Below are 17,500 nucleotides of genomic sequence, written 5' to 3'. Positions count from 1 at the left end.
TGACGAACCACGCACAAGCGGCTACGACATTCTTCGGGGACACTAGGGTCGAATTGCGTTCGGGGGAGATCCATGACGTTTGAGAGCAGCGGGGCCGGCAGTCTCGGGCCGACCGGCGAGAAGGAACTTGCCACGCACAAGCTGAGCTTCGACACCACCGGCGCGGGCGGGCTGATCGGTCTGCATGTCGTGAACCTGATCTTCATGGCGCTGACCCTGATGGTCTACCGCTTCTGGGCCCTGACCCGCGTGCGCCGGGCGGTCTGGCCCCGCATGCGTCTGGATGGCTCGCCGCTCGAATATGCCGGCACCGGACTGGAGATCTTCCTCGGCTTCCTGAAAGTCTTCATCCTGATCCTGCTGCCCTACCTCTTCGCGTCGAACTGGATCAACGCGAACGTGCTGGATCCCCAACTCGGCCTCGATCCGGCCTTCTTCGCGCTCTACCTCCTGCTCGGCATCGGCGCCGTGTTTCTGCTCTCCGCCGCGCGCTTCCTCGCCTACCGCTACCGGGTGAACCGGACCCAGTGGCGCGGGATACGCGGCTCCGTCGGCGGGGCGGCCTATCTCTACGGCGTCCGGGTGCTCGTATGTTATTTCCTGATCCTCATATCGCTGGGTGTTCTGAAACCCTGGGCGGATATCAGGATCCAGCAGTACCGGATCGAGCACACGAAATTCGGCGGCCGCCCGCTTGCTTTCGAGGCGACCGCGCGGGGCCTCTGGCTGCCCTACCTCGTCTTCCTCGCCTTCTACCTCGGGTTCCTTGGCTGCTTCCTGGTTCCCTATCTCACCCTCTTCGGTGAGGTCATTGCCGCATCCCTTTCCGGGAATCCGGACACGACGACCCTCGAGTTGAATACGAAGAATATCAATCACGCCGCCATCGACATTTCGTTCGGTCTTGCGTTTGTCTTCGCGCTCTGCGCCGGGCTCGCCTATCTGAACTATCTGGTCGTGTTCTGGAAAAACGTCGTCGGCAAGATCCGCTTCGGCCGGGCCCGCTTCAGTTTTCAGCCGACCCGCTGGCAGGTTTTCTGCCTCTTCCTTGGCAATGCGCTGATCGTGAACCTGACCTTCTGGCTGCTGCTGCCGATCGCCTGGCTGCGCAAGGGCAAGTTCCTCGCCAGGCATCTCGTGATCCTCGGCGAGCTCGACGAGGACGAACTGGTGCAGGCCGAATTCGATACCGGCACCACCGGCGAGGGCTTCCTCGGCGATTTCGATCTGGCCTAGACGCATGGGATCGCACTTTTTCGACGGCGCCAATCCGAAGCGCCACGATATCGAGCCTGACATCGGCCCCGACGGCATCGCCTTCGAGACAGAACGCGGCGCGCTTGCCTGGCGCTACGGGGACCTGATCCGGCTCTGGGACTACCGGCCGGCGGCGCATCTCGCCTTCACCCACAAGCGGCACCAGGACAGCCGGCTGATCATCGAGGAAACATGGGCCACCGAGTCGATCGGCCGGTATGCACCGCAATTGATCGACCGCGGCAGCGAGCGCTGGCGGCAGACCGGCATCGGCGCAGCAGTCGCCGCTGGTATTCTCGCCCTGATCGCCGGGCTCTACTTCTTCGTGCCGCCGGTAATGGACCGCCTGGCCCGGGCAATGCCCTGGTCGTTCGAGGCCGCCGACCGCCCGGACCTGGACGCGCTCGCGTTCATGATCGGCGAGAGATGCACGGCCGAGCGCCCGAACGAGATCCTGCGCGGCCTCGTCGGGGGCCTGCTGAGGACGGCAGAGTTCCCGCACCCGATCACGGTCGATGTCACCAGCTCGAGAATGGTCAACGCTCTCACCTTCGCCGGCGGACGCATCGTGCTGCTGCGCGGGCTGATCGAGAGGGCGCGAAGCCCGAACGAGTTGGCCGCCGTGATCGGCCACGAAATCGGCCATGTCGTGCATCGCGATCACACCGAGCGTTGGATGCGGCAGAACGCTCTCGGCGCGGTTTCAATCCTGCTCTTCGGCTTCGACGGCACAAGCACGATCGGGCAAACGGTCTTCGAGACCGGACTGTCCCTGTCTTTTTCCAGGGACAGCGAACAGGACGCGGACCGCTACGCCCTGCGCCTGCTCAACCGACTCGATCTGGACCCGTCCGGCGGGGCCGAGTTTTTCGAGCGCATGAAGGCAAAGGGCAACATCTCGAGCCTCCTGCCGGACTACTTCAGCACGCACCCGAACAGCGACGGCCGGGCTGTATTCTTTCGCGAGCAGGGAACGGGGACCCGGCAGGCGCTGACGCCGGAGGACTGGCTGATCCTGAAACGGATCTGCGACAGGACGGACTAGAGCGGCTTGCCCGCCATCTGCTCCTTGAGCATGGCAAGCCGCTCCTTGATATGCGGCATGTGCGGATTGATCTCGAGCGCGGCGGTAAAGGCCTTGATGGCGCCATCCACGCTCTCCAGCTGCTGGTAGATCAGTCCGAGCCCTGAAAGTGCGCCGAAATGGCGGGGTTCGAGGGCCAGCGTGCGTTCGATGTCCCGTACCGAGCCCGCGAAGTCGCCGGTGAAATAGAGCAGGGTCGCGCGCTTGTTCCAGGCCTCGGCGAAATCGGGGGCGACCTCGATCACGATGCTGAACAGCCGGATCGCCTGTTCGAGATGCCCCGCATTCATCAGCAGGAGCCCTTCGTTAAAGCGCATCTCCGCCTCGACATCGGCCCCGTGCTCCGACCAGATGACCCAGATCTCGCGCTCTATATGTCGAGCCTCGGTGTCGGACGGCGCGGCCTTAAGCTCCGCGAAAAGAGGATCCAGACGCGGGTCGGTCTGGTCGGCCGCTGCCGGAGCGGCGGACAGAAAGGCAAGGATCGCGGCAAGAAACAGATTGCGCATGCTTCAATGGTAGCGCATCCGCGAATGACGCCAAGTCCAAGACGATCAAATCTGGTCGAGCACTTCCGGTTTCGGCCCGCCCGTCGCCCAGTCCAGCAGTTCGACAGTGTGAATGACCGGCACCCCGGTTCCGGAGGCGATCTGGGTAATGCAGCCGAGATTCCCCGCCGCGATCACCTCCGGCTTGGTCTTTGCGATATTCGCCAGCTTGCGGTCGCGGAGACGGGTCGCGAGCTTCGGCTGGAGCATGTTGTAGGTCCCTGCGGAGCCACAGCAGAGATGGCCTTCCGGCACATCCGAGACCGCGAAGCCGGCCTTTCTGAGCAGCGCCTGCGGCAGGCTCTTGATCTTCTGCCCGTGCTGCATGGAGCAGGCGGAGTGATACGTCACCCGCATGCCGTCGCCCGCCGCGGTCTCCGGCAGACCGATTTCGGTCAGGATCTCGGTCACGTCCTTGGCCTTGGCGGCGATCCGCGCAGCCTTCTCCGCATAGGCCTTGTCCCCGCGCAGCAAGAAGCCGTAATCCTTTACCGTGGTGCCGCAGCCGGAGGCATTGATCACCACCGCATCGAGACCGCCCTCCTCCGCCTCGAGCGCCTCCCAGGCGTCGATATTGGCCCGGGCGGAGGCCATCGCGCTCTCCTCCTTGCCCATGTGATGGGTCAGCGCGCCGCAACAGCCGGCACTCTTCGGCACCACCACCTCGACCCCGAGCCGGGTCAGCAAGCGGATCGTCGCGTCGTTGATCGAGGGTGCGAGCGCCCGCTGCGCGCAGCCCGCGAGCATTGCCACCCGCATCCTGCGCGCGCCCGATGCGGGGTGCGTGCCCGGCTTGTCCAGCGGGCTCCGGACCGGGAACCGCTCCGGCGCCAGAGACAGCATCGCCTTGATCCGACCGCCGAGCGCGTCGCCAAAGAGGCCCGCGAAGGGCCGTGCCATGGACGCGCCGAGCAGGGCGAAGCGGAAGCGGTTCGGATAGGGCAGCAGGAACGCCAGCAGCGTGCGCAGGCCGCGGTCGAGCAGCGGGCGGCTGTAGGTTTCCTCGATATGGGCGCGAGCATGATCGACCAGATGCATGTAGTTCACGCCGGAGGGGCAGGTCGTCATGCAGGAGAGGCAGGAAAGGCAGCGATCGACATGCCGCACGACCTCGTCATTGGCCGGCTTGTCGTTCTCCAGCATGTCCTTGATCAGGTAGATCCGCCCGCGCGGACTGTCCAGTTCGTCGCCAAGCAGCACGAAGGTCGGGCAGGTCGCGGTACAGAAGCCGCAATGCACGCATTTGCGGAGGATCGACTCGGATTCCTTCACCGCGGGATCGGCAAGCTGGGCGAGGGTGAAATTCGTCTGCATCTCTCGTCGCTCCCTCAGATCCCCGCATACATGCGGCCGGGGTTGAGGATCCGTTTCGGATCGAAACTCTCCTTCACGCGGCGGCTGAGCGCGGCAATCGGCGCGGGCTGCGGCTGAAAGACAGGGACTGCGGCCCGGGCGTCCCTCTCCGCACGCACCAGCGTGGCATGGCCGCCGGCATTCTGAACCGCGGCGCGCACCGTCTCGGCAGAGGCATCGTTCGAGGCGGGAAGCTGGAGCCAGATCAGACCGCCCGCCCAGTCGGAGAACCAGGCCGCCCCCTCCAGACCGGAGAGGTCTGCGGCGACAGCAGCCCCGTCTGCGGGCGGCACGGAGATCCGCCAGACCGGGTGCTGCATCGGCGCGACGAGGTAATGCACGTCGCGCACCTCGAGCCAGAAGCTGAGGCTGTTCATCGTGTGAAGTTCTTCGATGGCACCGAAGGCGGCGAGTTCCTCGCGAAGTTCCGCACAGCGTCGCTCGACGGAAGGACCGAAGCCCTCGATGCGCAACGCCGTCACGGAGGCACCGGCTTCCCTGATGTAGGAGACGGCGGATTTGGCGCTGAGACCGGCCGGCACATGCGCCGCCGCAGAGACCTCGTGTGCGCTGTTCATGGCTACGCTCATGGCTTCGACCGCCCGCTTCGCGTCGAGGCCGATCACGAGGACCGTATAAATCTTCTCCGGTCTGGGCAGCACCTTCACATCGATCCTGGTCAGCGCCGCGAGCGTGCCATAGGAGCCGCAGATCACCTTCGGCAGATCGTAGCCGGTGACGTTCTTCACCACGCGGGCGCCGGATTTGAAGCTCTCGGCCCGGCCGCTCACCGCATCGAAACCGAGCAGATGGTCCCGCGCCGCCCCGGCCTTGATCCGCCGCGGCCCGCCGCTGTTGATCATCAGGGATCCGCCGAGGCTGCCCTCGGACGCGGCACCTCCGAGCAGGGCGGTGAGGTCCATCGGCTCGAAGGCGAGCATCTGGTTGTTCTCGGCAAGCAGTTTCTCGATTTCGACCATCGGGGTGGCGGGGCCGGCGGTGAGCACCAGTTCCGCCGGCTCATAGTCGATCAAGCCCGAGAAAGCTGAGAGATCGAGCACCGTCTCGGCCTGGAACGGACGGCCCAGTGCCCGCTTGCTTCCCCTCGCGATCAGTTCGAGCGGCTCTCCGTTCGCAACCGCCCAGGCAATCGCTTCCTCGACCTGCCGTGCATCATCCGGCTTCAATGTAGACGCCATATCTCTCCACGCTCACGCACAGGCCGTTTCGCCGGCCCTAGTTGGTTGTCTCGCCCTCGGCAGCATCATCGACAGGCCGGCCACGCTTGAGGTCCGGGTGCATGGACTTGCCGAGAATATGCTCGTCCTGGCCGAAGACATGGGCACTGGATCCGACGATCAGCGGATCCGGCCCGCGGACCACCTTCCGGTCCTTATTGTCATAGGGCAGCGACGAGAGAAAGTGCTGCATGCAAGCCAGCCGCGCCCTCTTCTTGTCGTCGGACTTGACGATCGTCCAGGGCGCGTCGGCGGTGTCCGTATAGAAGAACATCGCCTCCTTGGCTTCGGTGTAATCGTCCCACTTGTCGAGTGAGGCCATGTCGATCGGAGACAGTTTCCATTGCTTCAGGGGATCGGTCTGCCTGGCCTTGAAGCGGCGGCGCTGTTCGGCCTGGGTGACAGAAAACCAGTACTTGTAGAGCCGGATACCGGAGCGGGTCAGCATCTGCTCCAGAACAGGGGTCTGGCGCATGAACTCGAGATAGTCGGTCGGGCTGCAGAAGCCCATGACCCGCTCGACGCCGGCACGGTTGTACCAGGATCGGTCGAACAGCACGAGTTCCCCGCCGGTCGGCAGATGCTCGATATAGCGCTGGAAGAACCATTGGTTCTTCTCCCGCTCGCTCGGCTTGTCGAGCGCAACGACATGCGCGCCCCTCGGGTTCAGATGCTCCATGAAGCGCTTGATCGTGCCGCCCTTGCCGGCGGCGTCCCGTCCCTCGAACAGGATGACGACCTTCTGTCCGGTTTCCTGGATCCATCGCTGTGCCTTGAGAAGTTCGGCCTGCAGCTTTGCCTTCTGGCGCTCGTAGACTGCGCGCCTCATTTTCTCCCGATAGGGATATTCCCCGGTCTCGAATATCCGCCGGATCTCTTCGGGCGAATGCCGCATCTCCGCCAGATAGGGCCGCGCCGCCTGAGCCTCGGCATGGACGGGATTGCCGGATTCGGGACTCGGCGCGGGCTTCACTTTCGCGGGCGCCCTGCGTCTCGTCGCGCCATTCGCCTTGACCGCTGCCGTCGCCGGTTTTGCTGGTTCAGTCATTGCTGATCTCCCTTGTCGGCCGCCCCCAGGCGCAGTAGAGATCCTTTTTCCCTGTTCCGGCATTGATGAAGATCAAAAACGGGGGATGTCCGGGAACGGCAGCTGCCCTCCCGAGACGTGCATGCGGCCGAGTTCGGCACAACGATGCAGTTGCGGGAAGACCTTGCCCGGGTTCAGCAGGCCGTCGGGATCGAAGGCGCATTTCACGCGCTGCTGCTGGTTGAGATCGGTTTCGGTGAACATCTCTCCCATCAGATCGCGCTTCTCGATGCCGACCCCGTGCTCGCCGGTCAGCACGCCGCCAAGCTCGACGCAGGCAGTCAGGATATCGGCGCCGAACGCCTCCGCCCGCTCCAGTTCGCCTTCCTGGTTCGCATCGAACAGGATCAGCGGATGCAGGTTGCCGTCCCCGGCATGGAACACGTTGGCGACACGCAGCCGGTGCTTCTTCGACATCTCGCTCATGCGGCTCAGTATCTCGGGCAGCTTCTTGCGCGGGATCGTGCCGTCCATGCAGATATAGTCGGGCGAGATCCGGCCGACCGCCGGGAACGCCGCCTTGCGGCCGGCCCAGAAAGTGTTCCGCTCCTCCTCGTTCTCGCTGATCCGCACCTCGGACGCGCCATTCGCTTCAGCGATCTCCTTGACCCGGCCGATCAGGTAGTCGACCTCGACCTCGGGCCCGTCCAGCTCGACGATCAGCAGCGCACCGGCATCGCGTGGATAACCGGCATGGACAAAATCCTCGGCGGCGTTGATCGCCGGATTGTCCATCATCTCCATGCCGCCCGGGATGATACCGTTCGCGATCACCGCAGCGACGCACGCGCCCGCCTCTTCCGGCGTCGGAAAGCCGACCAGCAGGGCACGTGCCGTCGATGGTTTCCTGAGGATGCGCACCGTGACTTCGGTTACGACGCCGAGCAGCCCCTCGGAACCGGTGATCAGGCCGAGGAAGTCATAGCCGTCGGCTTCCAGATGCTTGCCGCCGAAGCGCAGGATCTCGCCATCCATTGTGACGAACTCGACACCGAGCACATTGTTGGTGGTCAACCCGTATTTCAGGCAGTGCACGCCGCCGGAATTCTCCGCGATGTTGCCGCCGATCGAGCAGGCGATCTGGCTCGAGGGATCGGGCGCGTAATAGAATCCATCGTCCTGCACCGCGTGGGTGATTCCGAGATTGGTCACTCCCGGCTGAGTCACCACGGCGCGATTGTCGTAGTCGATTTCGAGAATGCGGTTGAATTTGCCGAGCCCGAGCAGGACGCCGTCGGCGAGCGGCAGGGCGCCGCCGGAAAGCCCGGTCCCCGCCCCGCGCGGCACGACCTTGACGCCTTGCTGCTTGCAGTAGCGCAGGATCGCGGCGACCTGTTCCGTCGTTTCCGGCAGGACGACGATCATCGGAAGCTGGCGGTAGACCGAGAGCCCGTCGGTCTCGTAGACGCGCATTTCGTCCGAGGCGGTGATCACGCCCTCGCCCGGCACGATGCCGCGCAGTGCGGCGGCGATTTCCTCGCGGCGCTCCATCACCGAACGGTCCGGTTCCGGCATCAGCATGTTGCTCTCCTGCGGTCTTTTCCGGCCACAATAGGGCCGTCGTGTCCGGGGAGCAATCTGGCGCTCAATTTCCGGATGAGAAGATTCAATCCCGCAATATGGAAACCGAAATGCGGACATGAAAAAGGCGGCGGTCCTTGCGGACGGCCGCCTTGATCGGATAAGTCCGGGGCGATCAGCCCTGGCGTGCCTTGAAGCGCGGATTCTGCTTGTTGATCACGTAGGTCCGGCCCTTACGGCGGATGACGCGACAATTGCGGTCCCGCTTCTTCAGCGTCTTGATCGAATTCGCGATTTTCATGACACGAGTCCAAAAAATCCTGTCGGGAGAACCTTCCGGCCCTCGGGAAGCGCGGAACATATGGTGGCGGATGGAGGATGTCAACGCCTGATCCCGGAAAAATCCCGGCTTTTTTCAGGCCGTGCGCCCGGCGCCCGAAGATCAGGCTTTGACCGGCTTCAGCGCGAAATAACGATGCAGTTTCACCTCGCCCGCTTCCAGCAGGGCTGCGAGCCGGGCCCAACGCTCCACCTCCCCCATGAGGATGGGGAGCTGGTTCTTGGAGGCCTTTATCTTTCCCTCTTGGTAGCGGTCGATAAAGCTCTGGAAAGCCCGCGTCATGTAGACGTGGTATTCCTTGCTGATATCCTCGGACACACGGACGTCGAGCCCGAGGGCCTCGATTTCGTTTTCATAGCGCTCGACACTCCAGAGATGGATGGGGAACGGGTCCGTCTCGATCCATTTCTTGAGTGACGGCGACGGCTCCTTGTCGGAAGCGAGCATGAAATCGGTGAGCGATAGCTGGCCGTACATCCTCATCGCCCGCTTGATTGTCCGCAGCATCCGGGTCTTGTCCTCGGTGCGGAACAGAAACTCGCGGGTGAGGATGCAATCGAAGCTGTTCGCCTTCAGCGCAATCTTCGCGGGATCGAATTCCTGCAGTTTGATCTTCGAGCGCACTTCGGACATGTCGATGTTGCGCTGGGAAATCTCAGCGAGTTCGGGAACATTCTCGAGGAGCGTCGCGTAGCAGCCGAACTGACTCGAAACGGCAATGGTGCCTCCCCCCATGCCGCTGCTGATATCGAGCAAGTTCATCTGGTTATCGAGCGCGAACGGTTTGGCGAGGGTCAGGACATGCTGCGGGCCGCCCGGCATGTTGAAGCCCTTGCCCCAGATCGTCTCGATCATCTCGATCGCTTTCGGGTGCCAGGGACCGAGGACCTCTTCCTCGACGACTTCCTCTTCTTCCGGCTCGTAGTCGACCTGGAATTTCGGCTCCTCGACGGACAACGCGCGCAAGAGCACGTACCATGCGCGTCGCACATGCCGAACAATGCGTTTCCCTTGCGTCACTGCGGCCAAAAGGTCCCCCACCAGGAAGTATCAAGGCGTCTTTACAGTCTCTTATAAGCCCTGAGTTTTTAACAACCTATTGAGACCAAGGCGAGCCGGTCCAATTTTACATACATATTTGCTCCCCACTGCCGAACCCTAACTAATATATAGAAAGACTTCGGCATAGGACTTTTGCATCCGACTGGTCGGAGGCCGGAGCATGACATCAAGCTCGGCGATTGACGTCCCGCACGGTTGCCCGTTTATTCTCCGCTGCCGATTTCCCCGATAGCGGACAGAAAGAATGACATCCGAATTCCAAGAGACTTACCGCGGCGATGTGAAAGCCTGGGAATGCGACGTGGTCGAGCATTTCACCGTGGCCTACTACTACGAGAAATTCGAGGCTGCCGCGTGGCGCTACCTGCGTGAAAACGGTCTCGATCCGCGCGCGGCGCGAACGACCGATTGCTACACGCGCTATCACGCCGAACTTAGAAAAGGCGATCTGTTCCATATAGAGACCGGCATCATCGACACCGGATTGAGGCCGGTAATCGCGCACCGGCTGTTCAATTCCGATACCGGCGCCCTCTGCACCACCATGGAGCAGACCCTGGACGGCGCGCCCCTCAAGGGTTCGCCCGCAGAATGGGATGGTCCGGCGAAAGAAGAGCGGGCGCCCGCGCCAAAGTCGGCAAAATGGATCCGCGCCGGCACGGACGTGGTGCGGCCGAGCGACCTCGACTGGACCGGAAAACTCGGTCTCGGCGGCTTGATCCACCAGTTCTCCGGCTCCGGCTTCCACGCCCTTGCGACGATCGGCATGAGCCCGAGCTATCTCAGGGAAAACCGGCGGGGCTTCTCGACCTTCGAGTTCCAGATCGAGATGGATCACTGGCCGGAAAGCGGCGACCTCGTCCATGTCGAGAGCACGGTCGCGCATGTCGGTTCGTCCTCGATCCGCATGGTGCACCGGCTGCTCGACACCACCCGCGGCAAACAGCTCGCGGAACTGAGCCAGTTCGGCGTGCACCTCGATCTCGACGCGCGCAAGCCGACCCGTCTGCCCGAGGACATCCTCGAGCGGGCGCGGGCCCTGCTCGGCAACTGAGCGTTCAGTCTTTCAGAAAGGCCGCGTCGGCCCTCACTTCGATGAGGGTCGGCCCGGATGAGGCAAAGGCCTCGGACAGCGCCCGGGAGAGTTCCTCGGCACTGTCCGGCGCGGCATATCCACAGCGGTAGCCCTTCGCCAGCGCCGAGAAATCCGGCACCAGCAGATCGGTCCCGAGCGGCTGGACGCCGGCCTCTATCATGGAGTCCCGGATCTCCCCGTAGCCGCCATTGTTCCAGATCAGAACCGGCAACGGCAGGCCGAGTTCGGCGGCGACGATCAGTTCCTCCGCCGTGAACAGCAATCCGCCGTCTCCGGCGATGGCCATCGCCGGACGCTCCGGAGCTCCGAGTTTCGCACCGATCGCGGTCGGCACACCGGTGCCGAGCGTCCCGAAACCGTTGGGGAAATGCCAGCCGTTCGGATGCTCGATCCGGAAATAGGAGGCACCGGTATAGGCCACCTGGGTCGAATCGAGGGAGATGAAGCAGTCCTTCGGAAGATATTCCATCAGCAAATCGAGCAGACGGCAGCGGTTCGAGGTTCCCGGTGTGTCGCTTGCATTCCGGACCTCCGGCCAGAGCGCCGCGGCGAGCGCGGTTCCCTGCGCGGGCTCGGCCCGCTCGATCGCTCCGCAGAGCGCGGAAAGGGTCAACGCGGCGTCGCCGAGAACGGCCAGGTCCGGCCGGAAGCTGCGTACGAGCTGGCCGGGATCGATGTCCACCCGGATGAGGTTCGCTCCCAGACGCAGATCGGGAGCCGGGGTCCAGAACGATGTCTCGGCAAGTTCACTGCCGACCGCGAGCACCACATCGGCAGCGGCGAGCGCCCGTTGGGTGGCGGCCTGTTCCAGGGAGGAACCGGCACTCTGCGGGTGCGTTTCGGGAATAACGCCCTTGGCCGCATTCGTGGTGACGACGAGCGCGCCCAATTTTTCCGCGAGTGCCAGAGCCTGCCGGCCCGCCCATTTGGCCCCGCCGCCGAGCAACAGCACCGGACGCGATGCTTCGCTCAGCAGCACCGCCGCGCGGCGGACCGCTTCCGGATGCGGCGCCGGTTTCGGCGTCCTCGGCCAGGCCGCGTCCTCGGCCCGGCACGACTTCCCGAACAGATCACGCGGCACCTCGAGCCCGACCGGTCGCGGACGCCCGCTATCGAACACGGCATAGGCCTGCGCAAAAACCTCCGGCAGGTTCTCCGGCGTCCTCAGAACATGATTGAAGGCCGTCACGGTACGCGCCGCGTCGTGCTGGTTCGGCATCTCGTGCAGAAAGCCCTGCCCCATCGCCAGCTCGTGACTCTGGTTGCTCGCGGCGACGACCAGCATAGGCACGGAATCCGAGTAGGCCTGCCCGATCGCCGTTGCCGCGTTCAGCAGCCCCGGCCCGGTGATGACGGAAATCGCGGCGGGGCGTCCGGTCGCAAGGCCGTAGCCATAGGCCATGAGCCCGGCGCCCTGTTCGTGCCGCGGCGTCACATGCCGCACGCCGCTTGCGGTCAGTGCCCGGTAGAACTCGACCGTATGCACACCCGGGATTCCGAAAATCGTGTCGATCCCGTAGCTCTCCATAAGCCCGACGATCACGTCGGCGCAGCTTTTCCCGGACATTCCGCCCCCGTCAGATGATTCGATTGGCGCCGCGCCGGGCCTGAACCCGTGCCGAGCCAGACACTTCACGCGACCCTATCCGCCGGGCTATCGTCGGCAAAACAACAATTTCTTATCTCCGGATAAGCCGACGCCGAGGGAGTGACCGCATGACCACCGACATCCGCCAAGCCCGCATCGATCTTGCCTGTTCCCTGCGCTGGGCGGCCCGTTACGGCCTGAACGAGGGCGTCGACAATCATTTTTCCCTCGCCCTGCCCGACGAAGACGGGGTGATGCGCGGCAACCGCTTCCTGATCAATCCGTTCGGCTGGCACTGGTCGGAGGTCACCGCCTCCTCGATGGTGCTCTGCGACGGCGAGGGCAACATCCTGGAAGGCGAGGAAACCGTCGAGGACACCGCCTTCTTCATTCACAGCGAGATGCACAAGGCGGTGCCGAGCGCGGTCTGCATCATGCACACGCATCAGCCCTATGCCACCGCCCTCACCCTGCTTGAGGGTGGGCGGCTCGAGATGTGCGAGCAGAACGCCTTGGCGTTCGACGGCCGGATCGCCTACGACGACGAGTATGGCGGCCTCGCCCTCGACGAGAACGAGGGCAAGCGCATGGCGAGCAAAATCGGCAACAAGTCGGTGCTCTTCCTCGCCTGCCACGGCGTGATCACGACCGGCCCGACGGTGCAGGACACCTTCAACGATCTTTACTATCTCGAACGCGCGGCGAAATTCCAGGTGCTGGCGAAATCGACCGGCCAGAAACTGCGCTCAATCCCGGAAGAGACCCGCGCCCATACCCGCCAGCAGGCCTCGACCGAGAATGCCCGCGTCGCCGACCGCCATTTCAAGGCGCTCCGCCGCATGCTCGAAAAGGAAGAGCCCGAGTTCCTGAACTGAGGCAACCCTTTCTGAGTACAGGCTTATTTAGAAAACAAAATTCGATTTACCCTCTTTCGTTGCATATCGAATGGTGGCACCATTCCTGCTCCTCTTGAGCCGCAAGGCTCATCGGCACGGAGCCGGGAACGATGGACGGGCACGGGAAAATCGGGGGGAATCGGGCCACACCGTTGATTGCGGGCCCGCCGCCTTACCTTGAGGCACTTGAGAAGAGCGCGGGATTGCGCAGCTTCTACACCGCTTCAAATGGCTGCGGCGCGCTTCTCGATACAATCGCCGAATGCGTGACCGATCACCGGATTTCGCTGCTGTCGATCGACATTTTCGACACGGCGCTCCTGCGTAGACAAAGATCGGAACTGGCCCGGTTCAGGACCGCCGCCGCGCGCTTCCACCGGATCGTCTCCGAAACGGAGGGCGATCCGGGTTTCTCCGCCATCGACGCATTTCTCGCACGCATTGCAGCGGCAAGAGCCGCCTACGGGATGAACAGGCCTCATATGGAGGGCGGGGACCCGACATTCGCTGAAATCGCGAAGACCGTGTGCGCCCTGCTTCAACGTCCCGACCTTGAGAAGGCCTATATCGAGAACGAACTCGCCTCGGAAATCGCCGACGTGCAGGTCAACCCGCTGCTTGGGGCACTCCGGCGCCGTTTCCCGACCTTGCGAACGGTTTTTCTGACGGACACCTACCTCGAAGGTCATCGCGTTCGCCGGATCTTCAGTGCGACCCGCCGAACAGGCGGACGGCCGAAGATCCTGTCATCGGCGGACGGTTTCGGAAGTAAGGCGGCCGGCACCCTCTTCGCGCATGCCGAACAGACCTTCCGTGTCCCCCCGGAGCGCGCGCTTCACATCGGCGACAATCTCGAGAGCGACTATCTCAGTCCGAAACGCCGTGGCTGGCAGGCGCTGCACGTTCCCCTGCCCCCGGCGGAACTGGCTGCCCGCCGCAACAGCTTCGAGGAGATCTCCCGCGGAGGCCGCGGCCTGCCGGCCGGTTTTCGCCGGGATATCGCTTTCGTGCCATGAGAAAACGCCGGATCACCTCTGCGGAGTTGCGGGCTCTCGGGCACCGCCTGCTCGGCCCGCCCGTCAACCTCTATCTCGCGAAGCTGCATGCGCATCTGTCCCAGACGGATCCCGCCGCAGACCGGATCCTCTTCGCGATGCGGGCCGGCCTGCGACTGAAATCGCTCTATGAAAACTGGCTCCGGCGACGAGGCGCCGCAGTGCCCAAGCACGCGCACCTGTTCCGCTCCTCGCGCCTGATGGCGATCAAGGCCGCCTCCGGGGTAGATCCGGCGGCGGCGATGACAGTTCTCGGCTCGGAACTCGACGGCGAATCCCTGGACACGATCGTCCGCGCCGTGCTCCGCGCCGAACACCCGGCCAGTGCCGGGTCCGCCATTCCCTGCGTTCCGTCGCAGCCGCTGCACGAGTTCCTCAAATCGGACACGCCGGTTGCCGAGAGGATGCGCCGCCATCTCCGCCAGCAGGCGCGGATCTTTGGAGACTATGTCGAGACCATTGCCGGATCGGCCGACCGTCTGATTCTCGTCGATACCGGCTGGCGCGGCACCCAGCAACTGCTGCTTGAGCAGACCTTCACCGACCGGGTCTGGCACGGACTTTATTTCGGCTGCATCGGCCGCGCTGAAATTCTCGGCAGGCGCGCCGCCGCGATGACGGGCCTGATCTTCGACAATCCGTATCCGGGGCCCGGAGATCCGTCATCGATCTTCGCCGGGCATCGGCATCTGATCGAGAGTCTGTTCGAACCCAACCTCCCGTCTGTCGAACGCGTCGACAATGCAGACATCAAGACCGTCCGCGACGGCATGCACAACCGGATCAGTGAAGGCCGGCTCGCGGATCCGGTCTATGACGGCGTCGCCGAATATATCCGCGATCATGCTTGCGACGGCCTATCGGATATCAGCGACGCTTTCGAGAAATCCCTGACAAAGCTGTCGCGGATGATCGCGTTCCCCGACCGGAGCTCCGCCTCGCTGCTCGCCCACAAACCGCGATCGCTCGACCTCGGACGGGCGGGATCCGTCGCGGTCCTGCTACCGGCGAAGAACCGGCATCCCGGCGACAGCGCGGCGCAACGGGTTGCAGACGCGCTCTGGCCCGCCGGTCAGGCTGCCCTGGAATTCTCCGGCACGCGCCTGGAGCGCGCGCAGAAATGCCTGCTGCACGGCAAAGGTGCGCCGACAGTAAAGGACCGGGAGCCCTCCGTTGCCATCGTGACACGAACCAAGGACCGCCCGCTGCTGTTGGCGCGGGCTGCGCGCAGCGTTGCGTCACAAAGCTACCGGAACTACCACTGGATCGTCGTCAATGACGGCGGCGACCCCGATCCGGTGCGGGAAATCCTTGGGCATGCCGCCATCGATCCGGCCCGGATCCGTTTCTGCTCCTTCGAGGAAAGCCAGGGCATGGAGGCCGCCTCCAACGCCGGCATCCGCGCCAGCCGCTCGGATCTGATCGTCATTCATGACGACGACGACAGCTGGGAGTGCGATTTCCTTGCCGATGCCGTCGCCTTTCTCTCTGAACACGAAGATCTATATGCCGGCGTCGTCACGCACAGCACCTATATCGCCGAGGAGATCGGGGACGGCCGGGTGCGGGAACAGGAGCGCCGTCCGTTCAACGGCTGGCTCGCGAGCATCCAGCTCGCCGAAATGGCAGTCGCCAACCTGTTTCCGCCGATCGCCTTTCTCTTCCGGCGCACCCTGTGGGAAAAACTCGGCGGCTATGACGAGAGTCTGCCGGTGCTCGGCGACTGGGATTTCAATCTGCGCTTTCTGATGGAGGCCGATATCGGCGTGCTGGCGAAGCCTCTCGCCAACTATCACCACCGCTCGGATACCACTGCGGGGGACAGCTACGCGAACTCCGACATCGCTGCGCGCAACCCGCATATCGCCTTCAATGCCGTCATCCGGAACCGCTATCTCCGGGCCGCGGAAAACAATCCGAAATACCGGACGCTCGCGACCCTCATGGGACAGGCCTATGCGCATGAGGACACAAGAGCCCGGATCGACCGGATGGCCGGCGTTCCGGAGGCCGCGACGCCCCGCTCGGGCGAAGCCGCCGCGCGGGGAACCGATCTCAAAGACCTGCGGCGCGAGCTCAATCACCGCTGGACGCTGCTGCACATGGTCGTCTCCGAGCTGATCGCCTCGCGCGGGCTGCAGATCGGCGTCGAGGAGATGATCCGCCAGCTCTCCGGCCTCGCGGACGAGTATGCACGGACCACCGACATCCGCTGCCCGGACAATGCCGGGACGCGGGGAAGCACGCGGATCAGAAAGGCGTGGCCCGCGACCGTCGGCAAAGATCGCGGCGCGTGGACAGCAAGACCAGGGGCACAGCATTTCGCGGCGCCTCGAGGGGCTCACAGGCAATGAAAGCCGGCAACGAACCGGCAATGCATTGGGGGATGGACAAATGGCATCGCTGCCGGGCGGCTTTGACCCAGTACTGAACAGCAATATCGACGCGGACCAGAGCACGCTCATCCGGGACTTCCTGGACAATATCGGCGTCGCGGAACGCTCCATCGAGAGCTTCGAGGCTCCGGCTTCGGACATCGACGCGGGGAACAATGGCCTGACCCCGTTCCTGCTTCCGGACACCATGCCCTTCGCGACCGCGAATGTTACCGGCGGGCAGCAGGTCTCGATCCTGCTCAATCCAGATGCGACCGAGGGCTCGGTCCTGATCATCCAGGGTGAAGGCAACGCGCGAATCCGGGGCGGCGGGGGAAGCGACAAGATCCAGGGCGGCAGCGGCGACGATACAGTGACAGGCGGGGTGGGGGACGATCTGCTGCGCGGAGGCGGCGGCAACGACTCGATCTTCGGCGGCACCCACGACGACGTCATCTACGGCAATATCGGCGACGACACCATCGCTTCGGACGACGGCGCCGACAGTTTCTTCGGCGGCCAGGGCAACGACGAGATCGCCGGCGGTGCGGGTGACGACATGCTGATGGGCAACCGCGACTCGGATGTGGCCTATGGCAATATCGGCTCCGATGTCGTCTACGGGAACCAGCAGGACGACACGCTCTTCGGCGGGGCCGGCAACGACACGCTCTATGGCGGCCAAGACGCAGATGTCCTTGAGGGCGGCAAAGACGATGACGCGCTCCACGGCAATCTCGGCGGTGATCAGTTCGTCTTCCGTAACGACAGTGGGGTGGACGTGATCTACGATTTCGTCGGAGGTACGGACAGAATCCTCGTCACCGCGAACATAAACGGGCTCGCTGTGACGGAGGCGGCGGATCTCGCCCTGCGCATCTCCAGCGATGCAACCGGAAATGCCGTGATCGACCTCGGAAACGGCAATGTCGTCACCATAGACGGTCTGAGCGCAACGGACCTGGTCCGCGATATTTCCTCCTACATCACGGTAACCTGA

General features: G+C 63.8%; 15 protein-coding genes. 7 read left to right on the top strand and 8 right to left on the bottom strand.

Annotation, left to right across the window (positions count from 1 at the left end; translation table 11 throughout):
- Nucleotides 1–72: 72 nt before the first annotated feature.
- A complete protein-coding gene (locus ACOOE1_RS19075; protein WP_420403789.1) occupies nt 73–1,236 on the top strand; it encodes a YjgN family protein in 1,164 nt (387 codons plus the stop codon).
- A gap of 4 nt (nt 1,237–1,240) precedes the next feature.
- A complete protein-coding gene (locus ACOOE1_RS19070) occupies nt 1,241–2,302 on the top strand; it encodes a M48 family metallopeptidase (protein WP_420403788.1) in 1,062 nt (353 codons plus the stop codon).
- Here the strand turns inward: ACOOE1_RS19070 and ACOOE1_RS19065 are convergent.
- From ACOOE1_RS19065 to ACOOE1_RS19035, 7 genes are all read right to left on the bottom strand, one after another.
- Nucleotides 2,299–2,850 carry a tetratricopeptide repeat protein gene (locus ACOOE1_RS19065; protein WP_420403787.1) on the bottom strand — a complete coding sequence of 184 codons (552 nt, stop codon included), beginning with the start codon at nt 2,848–2,850 and terminating at the stop codon, nt 2,299–2,301. The two genes, ACOOE1_RS19070 and ACOOE1_RS19065, sit on opposite strands and share 4 nt — an antisense overlap.
- 45 nt (nt 2,851–2,895) lie before the next feature.
- Nucleotides 2,896–4,203, bottom strand: a complete 1,308-nt coding sequence (glcF, locus tag ACOOE1_RS19060; protein WP_420403786.1) for a glycolate oxidase subunit GlcF — start codon at nt 4,201–4,203, stop codon at nt 2,896–2,898.
- Between the two features lie 14 nt (nt 4,204–4,217).
- Nucleotides 4,218–5,441 carry an FAD-binding protein gene (locus ACOOE1_RS19055; RefSeq protein WP_420403785.1) on the bottom strand — a complete coding sequence of 408 codons (1,224 nt, stop codon included), beginning with the start codon at nt 5,439–5,441 and terminating at the stop codon, nt 4,218–4,220.
- Nucleotides 5,442–5,478: 37 nt separating this feature from the next.
- The gene (gene ppk2 / locus ACOOE1_RS19050; RefSeq protein ID WP_420403784.1) at nt 5,479–6,528 is read right to left on the bottom strand and encodes a polyphosphate kinase 2; all 1,050 of its coding nucleotides are present in this window, start codon (nt 6,526–6,528) and stop codon (nt 5,479–5,481) included.
- 72 nt (nt 6,529–6,600) lie between these two features.
- On the bottom strand, nt 6,601–8,088 hold the full coding sequence (locus ACOOE1_RS19045) for an FAD-linked oxidase C-terminal domain-containing protein (RefSeq protein WP_420403783.1): 1,488 nt from the start codon (nt 8,086–8,088) through the stop codon (nt 6,601–6,603).
- Between the two features lie 175 nt (nt 8,089–8,263).
- Nucleotides 8,264–8,389 carry a type B 50S ribosomal protein L36 gene (gene ykgO / locus ACOOE1_RS19040; RefSeq protein WP_193186635.1) on the bottom strand — a complete coding sequence of 42 codons (126 nt, stop codon included), beginning with the start codon at nt 8,387–8,389 and terminating at the stop codon, nt 8,264–8,266.
- Between the two features lie 141 nt (nt 8,390–8,530).
- On the bottom strand, nt 8,531–9,394 hold the full coding sequence (locus ACOOE1_RS19035) for a methyltransferase domain-containing protein (RefSeq protein WP_420403782.1): 864 nt from the start codon (nt 9,392–9,394) through the stop codon (nt 8,531–8,533).
- A 340-nt stretch (nt 9,395–9,734) separates the two neighbouring features.
- Between ACOOE1_RS19035 and ACOOE1_RS19030 the strand changes: the two genes are divergently transcribed.
- Nucleotides 9,735–10,544, top strand: a complete 810-nt coding sequence (locus tag ACOOE1_RS19030; protein WP_420403781.1) for an acyl-CoA thioesterase — start codon at nt 9,735–9,737, stop codon at nt 10,542–10,544.
- 4 nt (nt 10,545–10,548) lie between these two features.
- Here ACOOE1_RS19030 and ACOOE1_RS19025 read toward each other — a convergent pair whose 3' ends face one another.
- Nucleotides 10,549–12,153, bottom strand: coding sequence for a 5-guanidino-2-oxopentanoate decarboxylase (locus ACOOE1_RS19025; protein ID WP_420403780.1), 1,605 nt, complete (start codon nt 12,151–12,153; stop codon nt 10,549–10,551).
- 149 nt (nt 12,154–12,302) lie between these two features.
- On the opposite strand from ACOOE1_RS19025, the gene ACOOE1_RS19020 reads away from it, so the two are divergent.
- The 4 genes from ACOOE1_RS19020 to ACOOE1_RS19005 all read left to right on the top strand — a co-directional run bounded on the left by ACOOE1_RS19020 (nt 12,303) and on the right by ACOOE1_RS19005 (nt 17,500).
- Entirely contained in the window at nt 12,303–13,049 is a 747-nt protein-coding gene (locus ACOOE1_RS19020; RefSeq protein WP_420403779.1) for an aldolase, read from the top strand.
- A gap of 224 nt (nt 13,050–13,273) precedes the next feature.
- A complete protein-coding gene (locus ACOOE1_RS19015) occupies nt 13,274–14,086 on the top strand; it encodes a hypothetical protein (protein ID WP_420403778.1) in 813 nt (270 codons plus the stop codon).
- Complete coding sequence (locus tag ACOOE1_RS19010) at nt 14,083–16,479, top strand: glycosyltransferase (protein WP_420403777.1); 2,397 nt, start codon at nt 14,083–14,085, stop codon at nt 16,477–16,479. Before ACOOE1_RS19015 ends, ACOOE1_RS19010 begins: the two co-directional genes overlap by 4 nt.
- Before the next feature lie 40 nt (nt 16,480–16,519).
- Nucleotides 16,520–17,500 (top strand): calcium-binding protein, encoded by a 981-nt coding sequence (locus tag ACOOE1_RS19005; RefSeq protein WP_420403776.1) that lies wholly within the window; start codon nt 16,520–16,522, stop codon nt 17,498–17,500.

This window comes from Nisaea sp. (assembly GCF_965216895.1).
Taxonomy (GTDB): Bacteria; Pseudomonadota; Alphaproteobacteria; order Thalassobaculales; family Thalassobaculaceae; genus Nisaea.
The sequence above is the reverse complement of the archived record's forward strand: the minus strand, read 5'-3'. Positions and strand labels throughout refer to the sequence as shown.

Excerpts from the sequence above, each read along its gene's own strand:
- ACOOE1_RS19075 (WP_420403789.1), top strand. The coding sequence starts at position 73 with ATGACGTTTGAGAGCAGCGGGGCCGGCAGTCTCGGGCCGACCGGCGAG.
- ACOOE1_RS19070 (WP_420403788.1), top strand. The coding sequence starts at position 1,241 with ATGGGATCGCACTTTTTCGACGGCGCCAATCCGAAGCGCCACGATATC.
- ACOOE1_RS19065 (WP_420403787.1), bottom strand. The coding sequence starts at position 2,850 with ATGCGCAATCTGTTTCTTGCCGCGATCCTTGCCTTTCTGTCCGCCGCT.
- glcF (WP_420403786.1), bottom strand. The coding sequence starts at position 4,203 with ATGCAGACGAATTTCACCCTCGCCCAGCTTGCCGATCCCGCGGTGAAG.
- ACOOE1_RS19055 (WP_420403785.1), bottom strand. The coding sequence starts at position 5,441 with ATGGCGTCTACATTGAAGCCGGATGATGCACGGCAGGTCGAGGAAGCG.
- ppk2 (WP_420403784.1), bottom strand. The coding sequence starts at position 6,528 with ATGACTGAACCAGCAAAACCGGCGACGGCAGCGGTCAAGGCGAATGGC.
- ACOOE1_RS19045 (WP_420403783.1), bottom strand. The coding sequence starts at position 8,088 with ATGCTGATGCCGGAACCGGACCGTTCGGTGATGGAGCGCCGCGAGGAA.
- ykgO (WP_193186635.1), bottom strand. The coding sequence starts at position 8,389 with ATGAAAATCGCGAATTCGATCAAGACGCTGAAGAAGCGGGACCGCAAT.
- ACOOE1_RS19030 (WP_420403781.1), top strand. The coding sequence starts at position 9,735 with ATGACATCCGAATTCCAAGAGACTTACCGCGGCGATGTGAAAGCCTGG.
- ACOOE1_RS19025 (WP_420403780.1), bottom strand. The coding sequence starts at position 12,153 with ATGTCCGGGAAAAGCTGCGCCGACGTGATCGTCGGGCTTATGGAGAGC.
- ACOOE1_RS19020 (WP_420403779.1), top strand. The coding sequence starts at position 12,303 with ATGACCACCGACATCCGCCAAGCCCGCATCGATCTTGCCTGTTCCCTG.
- ACOOE1_RS19010 (WP_420403777.1), top strand. The coding sequence starts at position 14,083 with ATGAGAAAACGCCGGATCACCTCTGCGGAGTTGCGGGCTCTCGGGCAC.
- ACOOE1_RS19005 (WP_420403776.1), top strand. The coding sequence starts at position 16,520 with ATGGCATCGCTGCCGGGCGGCTTTGACCCAGTACTGAACAGCAATATC.